Source organism: Lacticaseibacillus pantheris DSM 15945 = JCM 12539 = NBRC 106106 (assembly GCF_001591865.1).
GTDB classification, from domain to species: domain Bacteria; phylum Bacillota; class Bacilli; order Lactobacillales; family Lactobacillaceae; genus Lacticaseibacillus; species Lacticaseibacillus pantheris.
The window spans coordinates 1-17,260 of sequence record NZ_BCVS01000050.1 but is presented as its reverse complement, the minus strand read 5'-3'; the positions used below and the strand labels follow the sequence as shown (position 1 = coordinate 17,260).

General features: G+C 50.2%; 19 protein-coding genes and 1 pseudogene. All 20 read left to right on the top strand.

Going from position 1 to position 17,260, the window contains the following annotated elements; genetic code table 11:
• Positions 1-43: 43 nt before the first annotated feature.
• The gene (locus LPA02S_RS06705; protein WP_054651488.1) at positions 44-463 is read left to right on the top strand and encodes an HNH endonuclease; all 420 of its coding nucleotides are present in this window, start codon (positions 44-46) and stop codon (positions 461-463) included.
• Positions 463-1,047, top strand: a complete 585-nt coding sequence (locus LPA02S_RS11530; RefSeq protein WP_082607773.1) for an NUMOD4 domain-containing protein — start codon at positions 463-465, stop codon at positions 1,045-1,047. The genes LPA02S_RS06705 and LPA02S_RS11530 overlap by 1 nt, the downstream gene beginning before the upstream one ends.
• A gap of 218 nt (positions 1,048-1,265) precedes the next feature.
• The gene (locus tag LPA02S_RS06700) at positions 1,266-1,718 is read left to right on the top strand and encodes a phage terminase small subunit P27 family (RefSeq protein WP_225354984.1); all 453 of its coding nucleotides are present in this window, start codon (positions 1,266-1,268) and stop codon (positions 1,716-1,718) included.
• Entirely contained in the window at positions 1,705-3,594 is a 1,890-nt protein-coding gene (locus tag LPA02S_RS06695; protein WP_056956087.1) for a terminase TerL endonuclease subunit, read from the top strand. The genes LPA02S_RS06700 and LPA02S_RS06695 overlap by 14 nt, the downstream gene beginning before the upstream one ends.
• A complete protein-coding gene (locus tag LPA02S_RS11675) occupies positions 3,591-3,767 on the top strand; it encodes a hypothetical protein (protein WP_156471000.1) in 177 nt (58 codons plus the stop codon). Before LPA02S_RS06695 ends, LPA02S_RS11675 begins: the two co-directional genes overlap by 4 nt.
• Before the next feature lie 4 nt (positions 3,768-3,771).
• A complete protein-coding gene (locus LPA02S_RS06690; RefSeq protein WP_056956088.1) occupies positions 3,772-4,932 on the top strand; it encodes a phage portal protein in 1,161 nt (386 codons plus the stop codon).
• Positions 4,916-5,611, top strand: coding sequence for a head maturation protease, ClpP-related (locus LPA02S_RS06685; RefSeq protein WP_056956089.1), 696 nt, complete (start codon positions 4,916-4,918; stop codon positions 5,609-5,611). The genes LPA02S_RS06690 and LPA02S_RS06685 overlap by 17 nt, the downstream gene beginning before the upstream one ends.
• The gene (locus tag LPA02S_RS06680) at positions 5,611-6,747 is read left to right on the top strand and encodes a phage major capsid protein (RefSeq protein WP_056956090.1); all 1,137 of its coding nucleotides are present in this window, start codon (positions 5,611-5,613) and stop codon (positions 6,745-6,747) included. Before LPA02S_RS06685 ends, LPA02S_RS06680 begins: the two co-directional genes overlap by 1 nt.
• Positions 6,748-6,776: 29 nt before the next feature.
• A pseudogene (locus LPA02S_RS06675) lies at positions 6,777-7,028 on the top strand (Ig-like domain-containing protein); the annotation flags it as partial.
• Between the two features lie 13 nt (positions 7,029-7,041).
• Positions 7,042-7,383 (top strand): head-tail connector protein, encoded by a 342-nt coding sequence (locus LPA02S_RS06670; RefSeq protein WP_054651492.1) that lies wholly within the window; start codon positions 7,042-7,044, stop codon positions 7,381-7,383.
• Entirely contained in the window at positions 7,349-7,708 is a 360-nt protein-coding gene (locus LPA02S_RS06665) for a phage head closure protein (RefSeq protein WP_054651494.1), read from the top strand. Before LPA02S_RS06670 ends, LPA02S_RS06665 begins: the two co-directional genes overlap by 35 nt.
• Positions 7,708-8,115, top strand: coding sequence for an HK97 gp10 family phage protein (locus LPA02S_RS06660; RefSeq protein ID WP_054651496.1), 408 nt, complete (start codon positions 7,708-7,710; stop codon positions 8,113-8,115). Before LPA02S_RS06665 ends, LPA02S_RS06660 begins: the two co-directional genes overlap by 1 nt.
• Positions 8,115-8,501: a DUF806 family protein gene (locus LPA02S_RS06655; protein WP_054651498.1), complete on the top strand. Its 387-nt coding sequence runs from the start codon at positions 8,115-8,117 to the stop codon at positions 8,499-8,501. Before LPA02S_RS06660 ends, LPA02S_RS06655 begins: the two co-directional genes overlap by 1 nt.
• Positions 8,501-9,193, top strand: a complete 693-nt coding sequence (locus LPA02S_RS06650) for a phage tail protein (RefSeq protein ID WP_056956091.1) — start codon at positions 8,501-8,503, stop codon at positions 9,191-9,193. Before LPA02S_RS06655 ends, LPA02S_RS06650 begins: the two co-directional genes overlap by 1 nt.
• Before the next feature lie 57 nt (positions 9,194-9,250).
• Positions 9,251-9,673, top strand: coding sequence for a phage tail tube assembly chaperone (locus LPA02S_RS06645; protein WP_054651500.1), 423 nt, complete (start codon positions 9,251-9,253; stop codon positions 9,671-9,673).
• 2 nt (positions 9,674-9,675) lie between these two features.
• Positions 9,676-9,867 (top strand): hypothetical protein, encoded by a 192-nt coding sequence (locus LPA02S_RS06640; protein ID WP_054651502.1) that lies wholly within the window; start codon positions 9,676-9,678, stop codon positions 9,865-9,867.
• A gap of 21 nt (positions 9,868-9,888) precedes the next feature.
• Positions 9,889-14,580, top strand: a complete 4,692-nt coding sequence (locus LPA02S_RS06635; RefSeq protein WP_056956092.1) for a tape measure protein — start codon at positions 9,889-9,891, stop codon at positions 14,578-14,580.
• A 17-nt stretch (positions 14,581-14,597) separates the two neighbouring features.
• Entirely contained in the window at positions 14,598-15,419 is an 822-nt protein-coding gene (locus LPA02S_RS06630; RefSeq protein WP_054651512.1) for a phage tail domain-containing protein, read from the top strand.
• A complete protein-coding gene (locus LPA02S_RS06625) occupies positions 15,379-16,560 on the top strand; it encodes a phage tail protein (RefSeq protein ID WP_169798386.1) in 1,182 nt (393 codons plus the stop codon). Before LPA02S_RS06630 ends, LPA02S_RS06625 begins: the two co-directional genes overlap by 41 nt.
• The coding region (locus LPA02S_RS06620) for a GH25 family lysozyme (protein ID WP_054651518.1) at positions 16,535-17,260 on the top strand (726 nt) is incomplete at its 3' end. The genes LPA02S_RS06625 and LPA02S_RS06620, both read left to right, overlap by 26 nt.

The following is a 17,260-nucleotide window of genomic DNA, read 5'->3' as shown; positions in this document are numbered from 1 at the left end:
GCAGCCACCTTAACTGGTGGCTATTTTTATGGAGGTGATTACATTGCCAGCATCATATACGCGTACGCCGAACACACACACGCACCATCGTCGCGACCAGTCGTACTACAACCGCTACAAGCGCGACCCGGTTGCCAACGCGTTCTATCAATCGCAAGTGTGGGAGCATATGGCAGCACGAGTCAAGGCCGAGTCGTATAACACGTGTGCCATCTGTGGTCATACCTATGACCAGCCAGGCAAGCTAATCACTGACCATATCGTGCCGTTACGAGTTGACAAGCGTAAGCGACTCGACCGCGACAATCTCTGGTGTATCTGTCAGCAAGACCACTACTGGAAAACAAAATTGGAAAACAAAGTATATCAGTCAGAATCATTAATCGAGAATCTTGACACTGCCAAGCGCTGGGGTGCTAACGAATGCAAGAAGTGGGTGCTTGAACACAAACGGAGGATGTAATGATTGAAGAGTGGAAACCAATCAAACAATACGAAGGCATTTATGAAGTTAGCAATCTAGGGCGTGTACGAAGTGTAGACAGATTTGATACTAACGGACACCACTTACGCTCCGTCGTGTTAAAACCACACTACAACAAAAAAGGATATGCACGAGTTTCCTTGTCTGTTGGCAATCGTTCAAGATATATGCAAATACATCGCTTAGTTGCACTGACATTTATTCCTAACCCATTAGATCTACCCGTGGTCAATCACAAGGACGAATGCCCTAGCAACAATAATGTAACCAATCTAGAGTGGTGCAACACAGAATACAATGTGAACTATGGTACTGGACTGCAACGGCGTTCGAACAATCCTAGATGGCAGAAGGCTACACTTGTTAACCTTAGTAAAGCTAGCAAAGTAGCACATGCCAAGGCACGCAAACAAGTAATTGCAACTAACGCCGAGGGTAAGTCGACAGCATTTGAGTCAGTTAGATGTGCCGCGAAAGCGTTAGACATTACAAGCAGTAACATCAGTCGATGCTGCAATAATATAAGAAAGTCGGCTGGCGGATATAATTTTAGTTTTGCATAAGTGTTTACTTATCGAAATCGTTAATAGATAACCTGGACGTGGCGAATAAATGGAATGAAAAACGTTGTCGTGAGTGAGTTTTGTCTAAAGAAAAATAACCCCCGCCCCTATGTTCGAGGAGGGAAGCTCACACAGCAACTGTCCTTTTGTCGCAAACGCATTTTTTAAAAAGTTCACTTTTGGGCCCTGGGGGCCCGCCAGAATAGGAGGTAGCCATATTGAGTACGGACTTAAAAATAGTAAAAAAAGAGGGCGAAATGCCCGCAGATACGACCGATGACCTGGCAGAAATTCAGGTCACACCGCCGAAGCATCTTGACCAAGCCGCCAGCCACCTGTGGACGAATCTAATTCCCGAAATTCGCAAGATGGGCTACCTCAAAAAGGTGGACCAAGCGAATTTGGAGCTGTATTGCAAGTACTACAGCATGTATCTGGCATCAGAGGAGCTTATCCGCAAACAGGGACTGTGGCTGTACAACAAAGACCATGAGGCCGTTAAGCGGTCACCAGGTGCTACTCAGTTAGATGCCTGTGTGAAGGGCTTGCGGGAGCTAGGACACGAATTAGGGCTGTCGTTTGACGCAGGCATGCGCACTCTCTCTGTGGGTGAACCTAAGCAGGAGAAGAAGACACCATTGCAGGGGGTGAAGTTCGGTGCGGAAGTATGACTATACCGGTGTCACCGATATTCGGGCGTATATGGCGCCGTACGAGGCCGATTATGCTGGACTGCCTGCACAGTATGGTGACCCAGGCACACGGTACGCGTATGACGTAATGTTTACTGACCGGTATCTCGCCGGCCGTGACGTGCAGCTAGCGTGTATTCGCCACCTAAACGACCTGCTTCGCATTGGCGATGATGATTTTCCATACACGTACGAAGTGCCGATGGTAGACGCTATTGAGTATTTTGTCGGTCTGCTGCCGAACCCGGACAACATTAAGGTCAACATCAAGCCAATGCGCTGGCAGTCGTTTATCCTGGACAGCCTGATTGGTTGGCGTAAGGGGAACGGCACGCGCTTTACCACGTCGAATATCAGTGTTGCACGTGCTCAAGGCAAGACGTGGATCGCGTCAATGCTGATGAATTTTTACTACTTCGTCGTTGGCTGGAACGCATCATCACAGGACTTTCTGGTGGCCAGCTACGATAGCGACCATTCCACGAAGCTGTTTAACGATGTGAGCCTGCAAGCCAAGCAAATTATGCAGCTAGACGAATTTCGAGAAGATGCCATTAAGAGAGGTGTGGACGCACAAACCACCCAGGTTATCGCCAAGAATACCAAAAACACTATTCGCAAGGGCACCAGCGAGGGTGGCGGGTTCGATAGTTTCCATAACCTACTAGCAATTTATGACGAAATTGGTAATTTACGTCCAGCCAAAAATGAAACGTTAAAGCAAATCACGTCCGGACAGAATAATATTGATAACCGTATGTTTGTCAAAATCTCGACCGCTTATCCGGACATTAAGGTCAAATTTAAGTCTGACGAAGACTCGATGCGGGCCGAAATTGAGAAGGACTATTTGCGGTCGTCCGACAACGTCTTCCAGGTGATTTACGCCCAGGACAGTGAGGAAGAAGCCTTCGCGCCCGAGACTTGGGGCAAGAGCAACCCGAATTTACTGGAAATGAGTAAGTCGGCGTACGAAAAACAGCTGACGTCACTAAAGCAGGACTTTGCGGACAACGAACGTGAAGGCACGTTAGCGACGTTCGTCAATAAGACGCTCAACCTGTGGTCGCGACGGTTCCAGAATAGCTATCTCTCTCTCGACGTGATTCAAAAAGCCCAGAAAGCTGATTTTGACGTCCACGGCCGAGAAGTGTTTATCGGGTTTGACGCTAGTCAGAGCAATGACAACACATCTATTGGGTTTGAGTACCCATATCTAGACGGAAAGACGCACATGTACCGGGTCGAACAACACAGCTTTATTCCGTTTGCCCAGGCAAAAACATTAGCCGCTAAGTCCAAGCAAGACGGTCTCGACTATGCCGAGCTGGAAGACCAAGGCTTGGTCAGTGTGACCAACCTCGCCAGCGGGGTTATTAACAAACAGCAGGTTTATCAGTGGCTCGTGCAGTATGTCCATGAGAATCGGCTACGCGTACGTGGCATTGCGGCTGATCCAAACCTAGCTTCATGGTTCGTCAAGATGATTGAAAACTATCAGCCAGACTGGCCTAAGCCGGTTGAGCTTCGGCCGACGTCATTTTATCTGTCTGTGCCAACCAAGGACTTCCAAAACCTCTTTGTTAACGGCAACGTCACGATTCCGGACGATCCATTACTGGTGGACGGCTTTAATAATGCTGTGGTGGTTGAGGACAAGGGTGGCGCGGTCAAGATTGACCGTCAAAACCGCACGAGTGACCACATTGACACGGCCGACGCAATTATTAACGCGCACTATCTGGCCCAAGACTATTTCGAGAATTTTCACGGGGATGATTACAACCCGATGTCCGACATGACTTCGGACGAAAAGCGTAATTACTTTAAAGCAATGTTTGGAGGTGGCAAGTGATGTGGACGAAAGCGTTAGCGTTTCTAAGTAACTGGATTAGCGTCATCTTATGCGTCTGTGGGCTAATTTTACTGTCTTTGGGCGCATTTATGTTAAATACCATTGTCGGTGTTGCCTTCACAGGCATTGAGTTCATCGCCGCCGCCGTCCTGATTGAGCGGGAAAGGGGGTGATTAAATGGGACTTTTAACGCCGCACAATTACGCGCGGCACAAGGTTAAGGACTATGTTTACCCGTCGAACAGCAATTTCGGTAATGCTTTACAGTCACTGATTGCTGGCAAGCCGATTTCGTACGTGTCGGCCGAGTTGGCACTCAAAAACACCAACATCTACAGCGTGGTCAACCGTATTGCGTCTGACGTCGCGTCAGCTCACTTTAAAACCGAAAATCTAGCGTCTCGTGGTCGACTGGAAGAACCCAGCACGATTATCGGGCGCTTTTCTTTTTGGCAATCAGTCGTTTTACAGCTTTGTATGACCGGTAACGCCTATATTCCCCTAGTACCCGGCAATTTGGAGCACGTACCGGACTCAGATGTCCAAATTGACTATCTGGAGGGCAATACAGGCATCATCTACCAGGTTATGGAGAGCAACGACCGGCCGGCAATGACGCTGCGGCAAGACCAAATGCTCCATTTTCGGCTCATGCCGGACGCACGGTACCGCTATTTGATTGGTCGGTCGCCACTAGAATCACTGCAAGACTCCATCAAACTCGACAACGAAGCGACCAAAAACAACATGGACGTGATGGACAAACAGATTAACCCAGCCGGCAAGCTCACGATTGACCACTATCTGGCTCATGGCGAGGACCTAGAAGCCGCTCGTGACGAGTTTGAGAAGGCCAACAGCGGCGAAAACTCTGGCCGACTGATGGTTTTGCCTGATGGCTTTAGCTATGACCAGATTGAGATGAAGACCGACGTCTTCAAGGCACTGGCTGCCAACTCCGCATATTCGGCCGACCAAATCAGTAAGGCTTTTGGGGTGCCGTCCGACATTTTAGGCGGTGGGACGTCCACGGAGAGTCAACACAGCAACATCGACATGATTAAAGCAACCTATCTAGCAAATCTCAACACGTACGTCAATCCAATTGTGGATGAACTGCGGCAAAAGATGCATGCGCCGGATTTGGAGCTGGATATCAAGGATATGTTGGACGTTGACGATTCTACGCTTATCAACCAGGTAAACACACTAGTGCAATCGGGTACCATCACACCGGAACAGGGGCAGTACATGCTCACTCGCTCCGGTTTTTTGCCGTCAGGATTGCCAGCATACGAACCAGTGAAGGGAGGTGATAACAATGACAATCAAAATTAGCGGCATGATTACCAACGATGACGACGCGCCAATCTATCGCGACTGGCTAGGCATGGACGTGGTGTCCCCAAAGGATGTGACCGACAACCTGCCAGACGATGGATCGGACGTCGACGTCGAAATCAACTCATATGGTGGCGAAGTTGACCCCGCGGCCGAAATTTACACAGCTTTACGGTCGTACAAGGGCAACGTCACCACCAAAATTACCAGTGCGGCCTATTCAGCGGCGTCAATCATCGCTATGGCTGGGGATGTGGTGCAAATCTCGCCCACAGCTCAGTTAATGATTCACGAGTCGTCAGGTGGTGCTGAAGGCAACAAGCACGCCATGCAACGAGCCGGCAATATGATGGACGCGACTGACAAAGCCATCGCCAATTCATACGCGGCTAAGTCTGGACGACCGGTCGAAGACTTTTTGGACTTGATGGCCGAGGAAACCTGGCTACCAGCGCAAGAGGCCAAAGATTTAGGTCTTGTGGACGAAATCATGACCTTTGACGAACCGAATGCGGCTCCGGTCACTAATTCCGCCCGGCCAATGTTGGCCCATGACAAGTTCGAGCGTATTAAAGCACTCATTACCAATCAGAAACAAAATACTGCACCAGAACCTAGTCAGAATGCGTTGCTACAGCGCAAACTGGCTATTTTTTATGGAAAAGAGGATGAATAATGGACAAGTTACAAGTGAAATTTAACGAAGTCTCCGCACATTGCGCCGACTTAAACTCCCAGCTTAACGCAAAGTTGCTGGACGACACTGCCACGCCTGAAGACGTGAAGAAGATTAAGGACGAACTGAACGCTGCCAAGGTACGCCGGGACGAACTGAACGAGCAAATCAAGGCCATTAAGCCCGCTGAACCAGCCGACAATGGCAATAAGAAGGGCACTGACATTACCCCGAAGAAGAATGACAAGCCTGATATCAAGAAAGCTATCAACGATTACCTGCACTCACGTGGCAAAGTGGTTGACGATGCGGCCCAGCAGGTAACTTCAACCGAAGCCGGCGTGCTGATTCCGGAAGAAATCATCTACAACCCTGAAGCTGAGGTTAACAGTGTTGTTGACCTGTCTACTCTGGTCACCAAGACTGCTGTCACCACGCCCAAGGGTACTTACCCAATTTTGATGCGTGCCACCGATCGGTTTAACTCCGTTGCTGAACTGGCCGAAAACCCAGCGCTGGCCGCACCAAACTTCAAGCAGGTTGACTGGTCTGTCGACACGTACCGTGGTGCAATTCCGCTGTCCGAAGAATCTATTGCCGACTCTGCGGTTGACCTGACTGCATTGGTAGGTAACAGTATTCGCGAAAAGACGGTTAACACGTACAATGCTTTGATTGCGCCAGTTTTGCAGGGCTTTACGGCCAAGTCAACGACTGTTGATACGATTGTGGACGACATCAAGCATATCTTAAACGTCGACCTCGACCCAGCTTACGCACGTGCAATGGTTGTGACCCAGAGCTTCTTCAACGTGCTGGACACCTTGAAGGACAAGGAAGGCCGCTACCTGCTGCACACCGCGACCGACTCCATTACCGATGGCACCGCAAAGGGTACTGTTTTGGGTGTACCGGTATATGTTGTTGGTGACACTGTTTTGGGCACTGCTGATGGCGACCAGAAGGCGTTCATCGGTGACCTCAAGCGGGCTGTGCTGTTTGCTGACCGCCAGCAAACCACGCTCGCATGGATGGAGAACAACATCTACGGCCAGTACCTGGGTGCTGCATTCCGCTTTGGCGTTAAGGCTGCCGACACGAACGCTGGTTACTTTGTGACGGTCCCAAAAGCGTAACGCCGACGCCGAAGCCAACGACCGGACTCAAGATGAGCCAGGCCACCGCTTCGATGAAAGTCGGCGATACTAAGCAAGTAACTGCCACCGCCGACCCAGCCGACGCTGACGATGCGGCGACAGTCAACGCGGCCATCACGTACGCTAGTGACAATACTGCTATCGCTAAGGTAGCAGCTGATGGCACGATTACCGCTGTTGCCGAAGGTACTGCTACTATCACGGCAACGAGCGGTAGCTTTACGGCATCCGTCAAGGTTACTGTCGTGGCCGCATCTTAGGAGGTGACCGCATATGGCAGCTAATGATGTAACTGTCACTAACGACCAGATTACTGACATGCAAGACTATCTTAATCTTGATACGGGTGTGGACGAAGACACACTCAAGAGTCTGATTGAGATGGCAATTGCGGTCACGGTCGACGCGGCTGACCGAACTATTCCAGTTAGCTTTTATCAGCGATATCCGGAATTTAAGCAGGCCGTACGTGTGCTGGTTGACTTCATGTACTACTCACGTGGTACGTTAAGCGACCAGAAAACGGCCTATCCTCCTAGTTTCTTGATGATGGTAAACAGCTTTCGCTTCAAGATTCGAGGTGATTACGACGCAAGTAGCAGTCAATCGGTTTAACCATAAGATTTATTTTGGCACTGTTAAATCGGTTGCCAATGACTACTCTGGTGGCTATGACCAGCAGTTTGTCACCCAGCTCACGCTCCGGTATGCAACGTACCAGCGCACACAAACCCAGCAGTATGCTTTGCTGGGCACGGAACTGGAAGACACAACGGTTATCGTCGTACGCCGCGGCATGGTGACTGACAAGAGCCTGACTGCTGTTTTCCCTGGCAGCACGTCTCAGTACGACATCGTAACCATCTCGCGTGATGCAGCCGGTCTACCAGTCGGGTACGACTTGATTACACTCAAACAGCAGAAAGGGGTCAAACGGTGATGAATCTAGACGAACAGCTCGACAGTTTTGTTAAGCAAGTCGGCAAGACTATTCCAAATGACGCCCAAAAGCGTGAGATGACTAAAGCCGGTGCCGATGTTCTGGTCGATCGCCTCAAGACGGCTACCCGGGAAAAGCACTACCAGCAAGGCCGCGATACCAGCAAGGTAAAGCACCTAGCTGATAGTGTGGACGCCGAATCTTTGGATGAAACCGACCAAAAGGTAGGTTATGAAACAGCAGAAGCTAGCGGTATTAACCATGCACGTATCGCCCGTCTGCTTAACGATGGTTGGAAAGGGCATCCTGGTGACCACTTCCACAGTCTGGCGTTGAAACAAGCTGAACCGGACGTTTTTAAAGCCGAGCAAGCTGAATATCAAAAGATTACGGGAGGCGATGACTGATGGATATGCCAGTAGTCATTGCCGAGCGGCTGGTCAAATCAGCGGGTTTTACCTGGCTAGATGAGGTTTACCGTGGGGCAATTCCCAAGGAACAAGTTACTGACACCACCAGTACCACCGCGGCTATCACGGAATACGTGAGTGAACCCGCAGGCGACGCCAATGCCACGTTTAAGCGCTGGTCTATTGGTGTGGAAGTACAGGTGTACTACAAAGCTAGCGTCGATTTTAGCATTCAAGATGCCGAGATTGCGCTAGCAAAGCTTTTTAAGGCGGACGGCTGGTCGGTTGACCAGTCCAAGCCACACACAACAGACCCTGGGACTAATCAAGTCTCCAAGGTCTTTTATTTTGACAAGATTATCAATTTAAAGGAGGCCAAATAATGGCTGGATCTAGTTTTAGTGGTATCAGTTGGGTCAAGTTTGCCTTGACCGACGAAGCCGGCATGCTCATCTCTGATAGCAAGCTGGGCTTGGGTGAAGATGGTGTTTTGCTGGTTGATGGTGACGCCGAAGGTGCTACCACCGCCAATATCACCGGTTTGGAAGAAAAGGGGACTGCGCAGTACGCCAACAACAAGGTTAAGCGCATGGCACATGGTTCTCAGACACCTAGTGTGGCACTGACCATGTTGGATATGGCATATCAGTGGTCTCAGAAGATGAAGGGCTACGTTTCTGATGGCAAAGGTGGCTATGTGCTGTCCACCAAAACCAAGCCACACGTTGCTATCATGATTTGCTCTCTCGATTTCGACGGCAATAAAGACTATGACTGCTTTGCCAATGGGGAAATGATTGAAGTCGGTCGGAACCACGGGACTAACACGAACTCCGAAGTGGACTACAACGCCACCTATGAGTACGACGTTCTGGACCCACTGCGCGATGGTATTTTCATGGATGACAAGGGTGTGCAGCGTAGCTACAAGCAGTATTACAGCGCCGATGCAGGCTTTGACGAAGCGGCAATGTATGCAGAAGTGTTTGGTGGCTACAAGCTGAACCCAGCAGTCACAACTCCAACTAGTTCCGCTGCTCCAAGTGCGGCAAGCTCCGCAGCTAGTCAGGGATAATAATAATTAGACAGAGACGAGAAAAATGAGACGAGTAAATAATTAGGAGGTACACATTTGATTACGCTAAAAACAGAAGCGATTGGGCTTAAGAAGCCTGTCGACATTAAAGTCACCATCAAGCGCCGGCGTGAAGCCAACGCCATGATGATTGAGATGCTCAGGTGGGACTTGGGCTCAAACGGCCACGGGCCAATTAGCAAGCTAACCGATGAATCATCTGCTGAAGAAGTAACTAAGGCGGTCATTGCCCAACGCCAGCAAGACGAAAAGGCACTCGATGACACGATTGATTTTATCACGAATATATTAAAACTGACCAAGCGGCAACGCGAAACGGTCGAAGATACTATCGACGATGTGGAAGCCGCTCAATACGCCCAGTACGTCATTGACCGCATCAATGGTAAGCCGGAAGAACAGTTTGAGGCCGAGCAAAAAGCTGCTGAGGATATGGACCCAAAAAAAGACGAGCAGTAAAAATGCGGATGCTTCTGGCTTATAAAAATGACCAGGAGGACATCAATTACTTACTGCAACAGCTGCTATTTAACGGTCTCGCTCCCTCACAAGTAGAGGACGAGGAGTTTAACGAGCTAACCGAATTGCTGTCGGCCCGTTCTCGCGACGACCGGCCAATCAGTGCGGCCGAATTCCATCGTCGCGATAAATAATGCGGGAAGGAGGTTAAAAAATTGAAGGTTGAAAATGAAATGGCGACCAAGGTGTCAGTTGACACCCTATCCGCCATCCACAGTATGGCTGGTCTGAAGGCCGCCGTATCTGCCGTCAATAATGAATGGAAGGCACACGCCACCCAACTAAAATCTGTTGGCGACAATTTAGGCGCAGCCAAGGCCAAGTTTGAAGGCTTAGGTGACACCATCACCGCTCAAAAGGCTAAGTTGGCTGAACTCAAGCGTCAACAAGATGAAGTCGACACGTCGTCCGACAAAGGCACGGTTGCCTATGCCAAGCTGGAAAAGGAAATCTCGCAGGCCACCAACCAACTTGCTAGCTACGAAGCACAACAGCGTCGGGCTAAAGACAGCATGGATTATTATGCTACCGGGTTGGCAGACCTGCAAAAAGGCTACAAACAGACACAAGAAGTGTCCAAAAGTTACGTCGCCCGACTAGAAGCCGAAGGTCGCCAAGAGGACGCGCAGAAGGCCAAACTATCCGGACTAAAATCTGGCCTGGTCAATCTGTCCGAGCAGTACGCAAAGCAAGAAGCCGAACTCAAGCGCATAGCAGCTGAGTCTGGTGCAACCAGTGACGCGTATGCCAAGCAAAAGGTTCGCGTCAACGAAACGGCCACGGCGCTAGCTAAGTCAAAGACTGAAATGACAGATTTACAGTCCGAGATGAGCAAAACTAACCCTAGCATCTTTTCGACATTGCGTGAAAAGATTGTTGGCGTCAATGACCAGACCGAAAAAGGTTCCGGCCTGATGAAGAAGTTTGTTGGTGCCGGACTAATCACTAACGCAGTCTCAAGTGCTTGGACTAGTTTTAGTAATGGCGTAAAAGAAACTATCACAAGTGGTTTGGAACTGGCCGAAGCCGGCGAAAAATCAGCCGCCGCGTGGTCAGCGATGGGCAAGTCTGAAGATGACGTAAAGTCGCTTGGCAGTCAAGTGGCCGAGTTAAACACTAAGTCTGGTATTACCATCTCCAATTTAGGCCAGATGCAAAAGACTATCGATACCATGACCAAAGGCAATACCGACCAAACAGAAGCTATTACTGCCGGTATTGCTGGTATTGGCACTGCTAGTCGGCTGTCTGGCGACCAAGTACTTGGACTGACCAAGTCCATGACCCGAGCAGTCGCTTCAGGAGAATTAACGAGCTCCACACTCGCTCGAATGGAAAAAACAGCTCCCGCTTTGGGTGCGTCACTAGCTAGTGCTGCTGGTGTGAGCCAAAAAGCCTTTAGTGACATGGTTGCTAACGGCAAAATTAGCAGTGATAAGTTCTTGGAACTGATTGCCAAGGCTGGGCAAAATACTGATGGCGTATACAAGGAATTTGGTAAGACGGCTGAGGGGGCTAAAGCCCAGATGTCTGCCGGATGGGACCAGCTCAAGAAGAAGATGGCCGCGCCACTACTGGACGTTAACAACTCCGGTATGAGTCAGTTAGCTAGTCTCATGAGCAGTTCCATCGTCCAACAGTCAGCAACCGACTTAGGTAATGCACTCAAATCTATCGCTGAACACACAAAAGATGTATTGACATACCTGGCTGAACATCGCGCCGATGTCACCGGTAGTGCAAAGGATCTAGTCACTATTGCTAAAATCGCCGGTGGTGAGGTTTGGAGCATTTTTGCCACAGTCATCCAACATGTGGGCCAGTTTTTCGGTATATCAGCAAAAAATGCTGATGCACTAAAGAATCCGCTTGGTGCTGTTCACTCTGTACTTGACCAAATTGTCAAAAACAAAGAAGGCATTCAGAACACCGTTAAGATTATCGCCGGTCTGTGGATGGCTAAAAAAGCATGGGGATTTGCTACAGCGCTTGGCGGAGTGTACTCAAAGCTTCACGATTTAGCTAACAGCGAGTTGTTTAGTAAGATTGCCGGTAATTTCAGCACACTAAGCAAATCAGAGGTAAGCGTACCAACAGTGACGACCGGTGCGACAACAGAGGTTGGGGCAGCGGCCGCTTCAACCAGTCGCGGAATGGTATTAGCAAAGGGTGTCGGCAACACGGCCGGGGCAATTGCGGGTGTTGGTGCCGTCATCGACGTTGGTGGATCGATCGTAAAATCTCTTGTTAACCCAACGAATAGGAACAAAATTAGCGCTGCTTCGAAGTCAACTGGTGCAACAATTGGTGCCGGTATTGGTGCAACTCTCGGTAGTATAATTCCCGGAGCTGGTACTGCGGCTGGGGCCGGAATTGGTTTTGCTATTGGTGATGTCCTAGGTAGTACCAAGACGGCCCAGAGCTGGGCTAAGGCCATCGCCAAGTCTTACCACGACGCGACGGCTGGGCTCAAAGTCCCATCGCCCAAGATTGATGTGGATGATAAAGCTCTTGGCAATAGCTTTACTAAGGCGTCTAAAGCACTAAGCAAGAAGCTAGTTGTGTCGATGTCAACTGACCCCAAGACATTGGCTAAGTCAGCGGCATCAGTTAACAGCACGTATGCCAAGATGCAGAAGTCGGTTGATTCCTACTATAAAAATAAGGAAGCGGCATCTGCCAAAGACCTGCAAAAATTGGTTAATAACGGTCAGATGACGCAAGCTCAAGCTGATAAGTCACTTAAGAAGCAGAAAGCGGCTGACGCGGCGGAAGCTAAGTCCAAAAAGGCCACCTATGCGGCAATGCAAAAAGACGCGTCGGCATACTACATCAAAGCGCAAACAATCGCCAATGGTGGCACCAAAAAGCTCCAGTCCATTGCCCAAAAATACGGCAAGAATTCCGAACAGTACGAGAAGGAGAAGAACAAAGAGCTTCTGGCGGCGTACAAGTCTTACGCAAATAGCAGCGTCAAGGCGCAGATACAGAACAACAGTAAAATCACATCCACAGTGCGTGCAGGTGCTAGTCAGCAGACTAAACTGCTAGAAAAGCTCACCAAGGAAAAAGGCAAACTAAGCAATGAGCAATTGTCTAACACTGCCAAGAACGCCAAGAATGAATACAACGCCGCAGTCAAACCGGCACGTGACGCACGTGATGACATCAAAAAGGCTGCTAACGACCGGTACAAGTCAAGTAAAGCAATTGCCGAACATGAATATAGAGATTCAAAGTCAATCACCAAAAGCCAATACGATGATGCTGTAAAAAAGGCTCAAAAGCAACGTGATGATACCAACAGTGCCGCTGATGACCAGTACAAAAAGGTCACTAAACACGCGTACAACCAATATCAATCAGTTAAGGATGCTATCACCAAACAGCAAAAAGCTGTTGTTGAACAAGCAAGACAGCAGCAAGTTGGCTCAAACGACTATGCGGCACAACAGTCAAAATCAGTTGTTAATCATGCCATCAAGCAAGCCAACAGTTCAATGGACGCCAGTTCTAAGCAAGCACGTGGCACTGGCAACATTTTTGGCGGCCTGATGGATTGGTGGAATAAGTTTAATAAAGCTGTCGGTGGCGACGAGGTTAAGACGTCTAAAGGATCTTACAACTATAGTCAAATTGGCGGGCCAGCTTACGGATATGCTTCTGGTGGCTCTGTCGGGGCAACGTCTAAGGCACTTGTCGGTGAGGCAGGGCCCGAGCTCCGATACTCACCGTATAGCAAGACTGTGGACGTCCTAGGCGCACACGGTGCCCAATTTGCGGACGTCCGGAGTGGTGAGTACATCCTGAATGCTAAGGACACTGCACGGTTGATGGCTGGCACGTATGGCGGCATTCTACCGGGCTATGCCAGCGGCACTTCAGGGCTGGATGATTTTATTAATAAAATCAAGTCCGGTGCGTCTAATATCATGGACAAAATCAGTGATACGGCCGTGTCGATGTTTGATGCGATTACCCACCCAGTCGACACACTCAAAAACTTAGCGGCCAAGATTTTCGACGTTAAGTCTGTTCCAAAAGTCGGCACGCTTGCACAGAGCGCTTCCGGTGGTATGCGTGACAAGACCATTGACTGGGTAGCCAAGGCATTTACCAAGCTTAAGGATGCGGTCGACAATAGCGATCTCAAAAATCCTAGTGGCTCTGGAGCCGCGCGCTGGAAGCCATACGTCATCAAGGCCCTCAAGGCTAACCATTTTGAAGCGACGGCTTCACAGGTGGCCGCTTGGATGCGTGTTATTCAGCGTGAGTCCAATGGTAACCCTAAGGCTATCAACTTGTGGGACAGCAACGCCAAGAAGGGTATCCCGTCGATGGGGCTAGTGCAGACCATCAAACCAACCTTTGAGGCGTATAAATTTAAGGGCCACAACGATATTTACAACGGGTATGACGACTTACTAGCCGGTATTGCTTACATGGCCGCCAAGTATGGCCGTGGTGCTAGTGCCTTTACGCGTGTAAGTGGGCCCGAAGGCTATGCCAATGGTGGTATCGTCAACGGTGCACAGTACCGTTTGACTGGGGAAGCCGGCCCAGAGCTCATCATGCCGATGAGCCCATCAAAGGCTAGTCGCTCGTGGCAGCTATTGACCAAGGCCGTCAACCAAATTAACGGCGGCGCGGCTACGGTGGGTACTGATAATTCCGACGTGCTGGCCGAGATGAACGCAAAGTTTGACCGGCTGCTGGCAATGTTTGCCCAGCTCCTGGGCTTGTCAGCCGACCAAATAACGGCCATCCAGAATAGCGGTATGGATATGCCGACGATGTACAAAAAGATGGCTAAAGACCAGCGCTTGCATGATATGCAGGCGTTTTAATTTAGGGGGAATGTAAATTGAGTGAGCTTTACGTCAAAACAAACAGCAGCGATGAGGTGGCCGTATCAGAAGTCATTGAAGGTTTACAGCTACTGGATCTATCGACTGCCAGTCCGGCCGTAACGAACACGTATGACCAGGACACTGCGGTTGATGGGCAGTCAGTGGTTTCAATGACCTACGATAAAAATACAGTCAACGCGAAGTTTTGGCTGCATTTTGGGACGTGGGAGGACTATTTACTCGCTAAGCACGAAATTTACAAGCTGTTTGGAGGTCGCGAAATACACCGTCTGCGAACAGACACGGAACCATACGTGTGTGAGTATGTACTACCTACCGCGTTTGAGTTGGCACTGATTGCGGACGGTTCGCACGACGCGACGTTTACTATCCCGTTTGATAACCCCAGCGGGTATCGGTACAGCGTCAATAATTCAGATATTATGACCATCGAAGAGTTTGGCATGAATCGCCCGCTAGACGCTGACCCAGAGTATCACTTTACGTCCACAACCATGCGCGTGTTTAATGCGAGTGACATTGTAATCGACCCCTACGAACAGCGTCATGACTTAAAAATCACGACGAAATTCGCGGGTAACAGCTGCAAGCTTACGAACACTACCAACAATTCAGCGTGGACGTACACTAAGGCGGCGACACAAGCGGACACCATCATCCTTGATGGCATCGCGACAACTTTAAATGGCAAGCCAGCAAGTGCAAATACGGACTACGGGACAATCACCCTGGATCCCGGTTGGAACACAATCACGGCCACAGGCACAACCGCGATTGATTGCACTTTCAGCTTTCCATTTATTTATCTTGGATAAACTAACCGTCCAAGGGCTTGGCAGTGCCTACCGTGAGCCCCTGGCAAGCGTCAAACCGGACACCTTTAACATTCAGTGGCAAAAAAACAGCACCTGGCAGCTGGAATTTACAGCAATTGCGGACGGTTCAGTTGCGTACAGTATGCTCGACACACTGTCGTCCGTGTACTTTGCCGGTCAGCAATACGTCATCTCCCAGGTGGTGCCTGACTTTAGCCAAGGCTTGGCGAGCGTACAAGTGACGGCAACTCACATATACACGCAGGTGTCTCGTGTTCGCCAGTACAACACCCGTACCGGCACGATGACGTATCAGCCCAAGGACGTCCTAGCGTACTATTTGGACGGAAATTCGCTGGGCTATACGTATGACGTGCAAGGTACGTTTGACAACCAGCAGATTACCGACCTAGGCAATGGCAGCGGGTCAGACATGCTGAGCAAGATTGTGGAGACGTGGCCGGAGGCAGTCATCTATCCGGACAACAAAAAAATAGTGGTATATAGTGCGGCCGCCTGGCAAAAAGACTTGGGCGGCCGTATTGATTACCTCCACAACACAATTGAGGTGCAGTTGACCTCGGACGCGACGGAGATGGTCAATCAGCTGCAAGTCACAGGTGCCAGCAAAGACACCGGGGATAGTGACACGACAGAGTACTACTTTCAGCCGCATCTGGTGACCGACAACGATTCGGTTGCTAAATGGGGTCTGTGGCCTGGCGACCCCTTGGAATATGACCGGTTTACGTCAGCCAGTGCGATGGACGCATACGCACTCACACAAATGAGTCCAGAACCGGCGTTATCGATTGACGTGACGTTGGACGATAATAGCCAACCAACCGCTGGTGAGATGCGGCGACTGCATATCAAGGATAACGACTACACGACCACGGTCGAGGTGGTCGCTTTTACTTGGTACCCGTGGGCTAAAGCGACACAGACAGCCATAACACTCAATAACACCACGCAGAACATCCTGGACTATCAGGCGGCGCGTAAGGCACAGCTTAACAATAGCATCCAAGCAGAAATCAACAATCTGTCGGTCAAGATACGCTCCGTTGCGGGTACGTCGATAGCCGATTGGACTGGTGAGGAGGTGACAGAGTTTGGCAGCAAGCTTAACAACAGTTGATATAGCAAAGTGGCAAGCTGACAGCGATATCGACTGGGCGGCACTCAAAGCGGGTGGTGTAACCTCCGTCATCATCCAGCTATCCCACGGCCACTCGCAAGAAGAAGAAGCCGCGGCGCACATCGCGTCGGCCGAGAAATACGGCATTATCTGGCATGGGTACCACTTTTACGAGGGTACCGCTGGCGAAGTCGAGTACAGCACTAGCAACGCACAGGCGATGGGCCTCGAGTCCGGAGCATACATGTTTCTGGATATGGAAGGCGACATCGGTGGCGACTGGCAACAGCAGTTTTACGACTTCCGCACGGTGTGGCTGGCTGCGGGCTGGAAGACAGGGATATACACCTCCGACAGTCCGTACCGGGCGAAGTTTGACGACAACGAGTTAGTTACGGACGGTGTGTACCGATGGATTGCGGCGTACAGCTACGAGCCGGCTAACTACGACATCTGGCAGTACAGCAGTACTGGCGGCGTGTCCGGATACAGCAAGGATATCGACAAGGACTATGACCGGTCGGGCAAGCTGTCGGTAGATTACACGGCAGTTAAGACTGACCCAGACAACCCGCCGAACCCGGTTGCGGGCGCGCACGTGGGTGTGGGTGTCGATACGACCGGGTTAGCTGGTGGGCAAGCATACGGTTACAGCACGAACGGGAACGACTTCTACACTGCACTATCGCCGTACGGTTTC

Coding starts and splice junctions, on each gene's coding strand:
- LPA02S_RS06680 (WP_056956090.1), top strand. CDS start 5,611: ATGGACAAGTTACAAGTGAAATTTAACGAAGTCTCCGCACATTGCGCC.
- LPA02S_RS06685 (WP_056956089.1), top strand. CDS start 4,916: ATGACAATCAAAATTAGCGGCATGATTACCAACGATGACGACGCGCCA.
- LPA02S_RS06690 (WP_056956088.1), top strand. CDS start 3,772: ATGGGACTTTTAACGCCGCACAATTACGCGCGGCACAAGGTTAAGGAC.
- LPA02S_RS06640 (WP_054651502.1), top strand. CDS start 9,676: ATGCGGATGCTTCTGGCTTATAAAAATGACCAGGAGGACATCAATTAC.
- LPA02S_RS06655 (WP_054651498.1), top strand. CDS start 8,115: ATGGATATGCCAGTAGTCATTGCCGAGCGGCTGGTCAAATCAGCGGGT.
- LPA02S_RS06660 (WP_054651496.1), top strand. CDS start 7,708: ATGAATCTAGACGAACAGCTCGACAGTTTTGTTAAGCAAGTCGGCAAG.
- LPA02S_RS06670 (WP_054651492.1), top strand. CDS start 7,042: ATGGCAGCTAATGATGTAACTGTCACTAACGACCAGATTACTGACATG.
- LPA02S_RS06650 (WP_056956091.1), top strand. CDS start 8,501: ATGGCTGGATCTAGTTTTAGTGGTATCAGTTGGGTCAAGTTTGCCTTG.
- LPA02S_RS11530 (WP_082607773.1), top strand. CDS start 463: ATGATTGAAGAGTGGAAACCAATCAAACAATACGAAGGCATTTATGAA.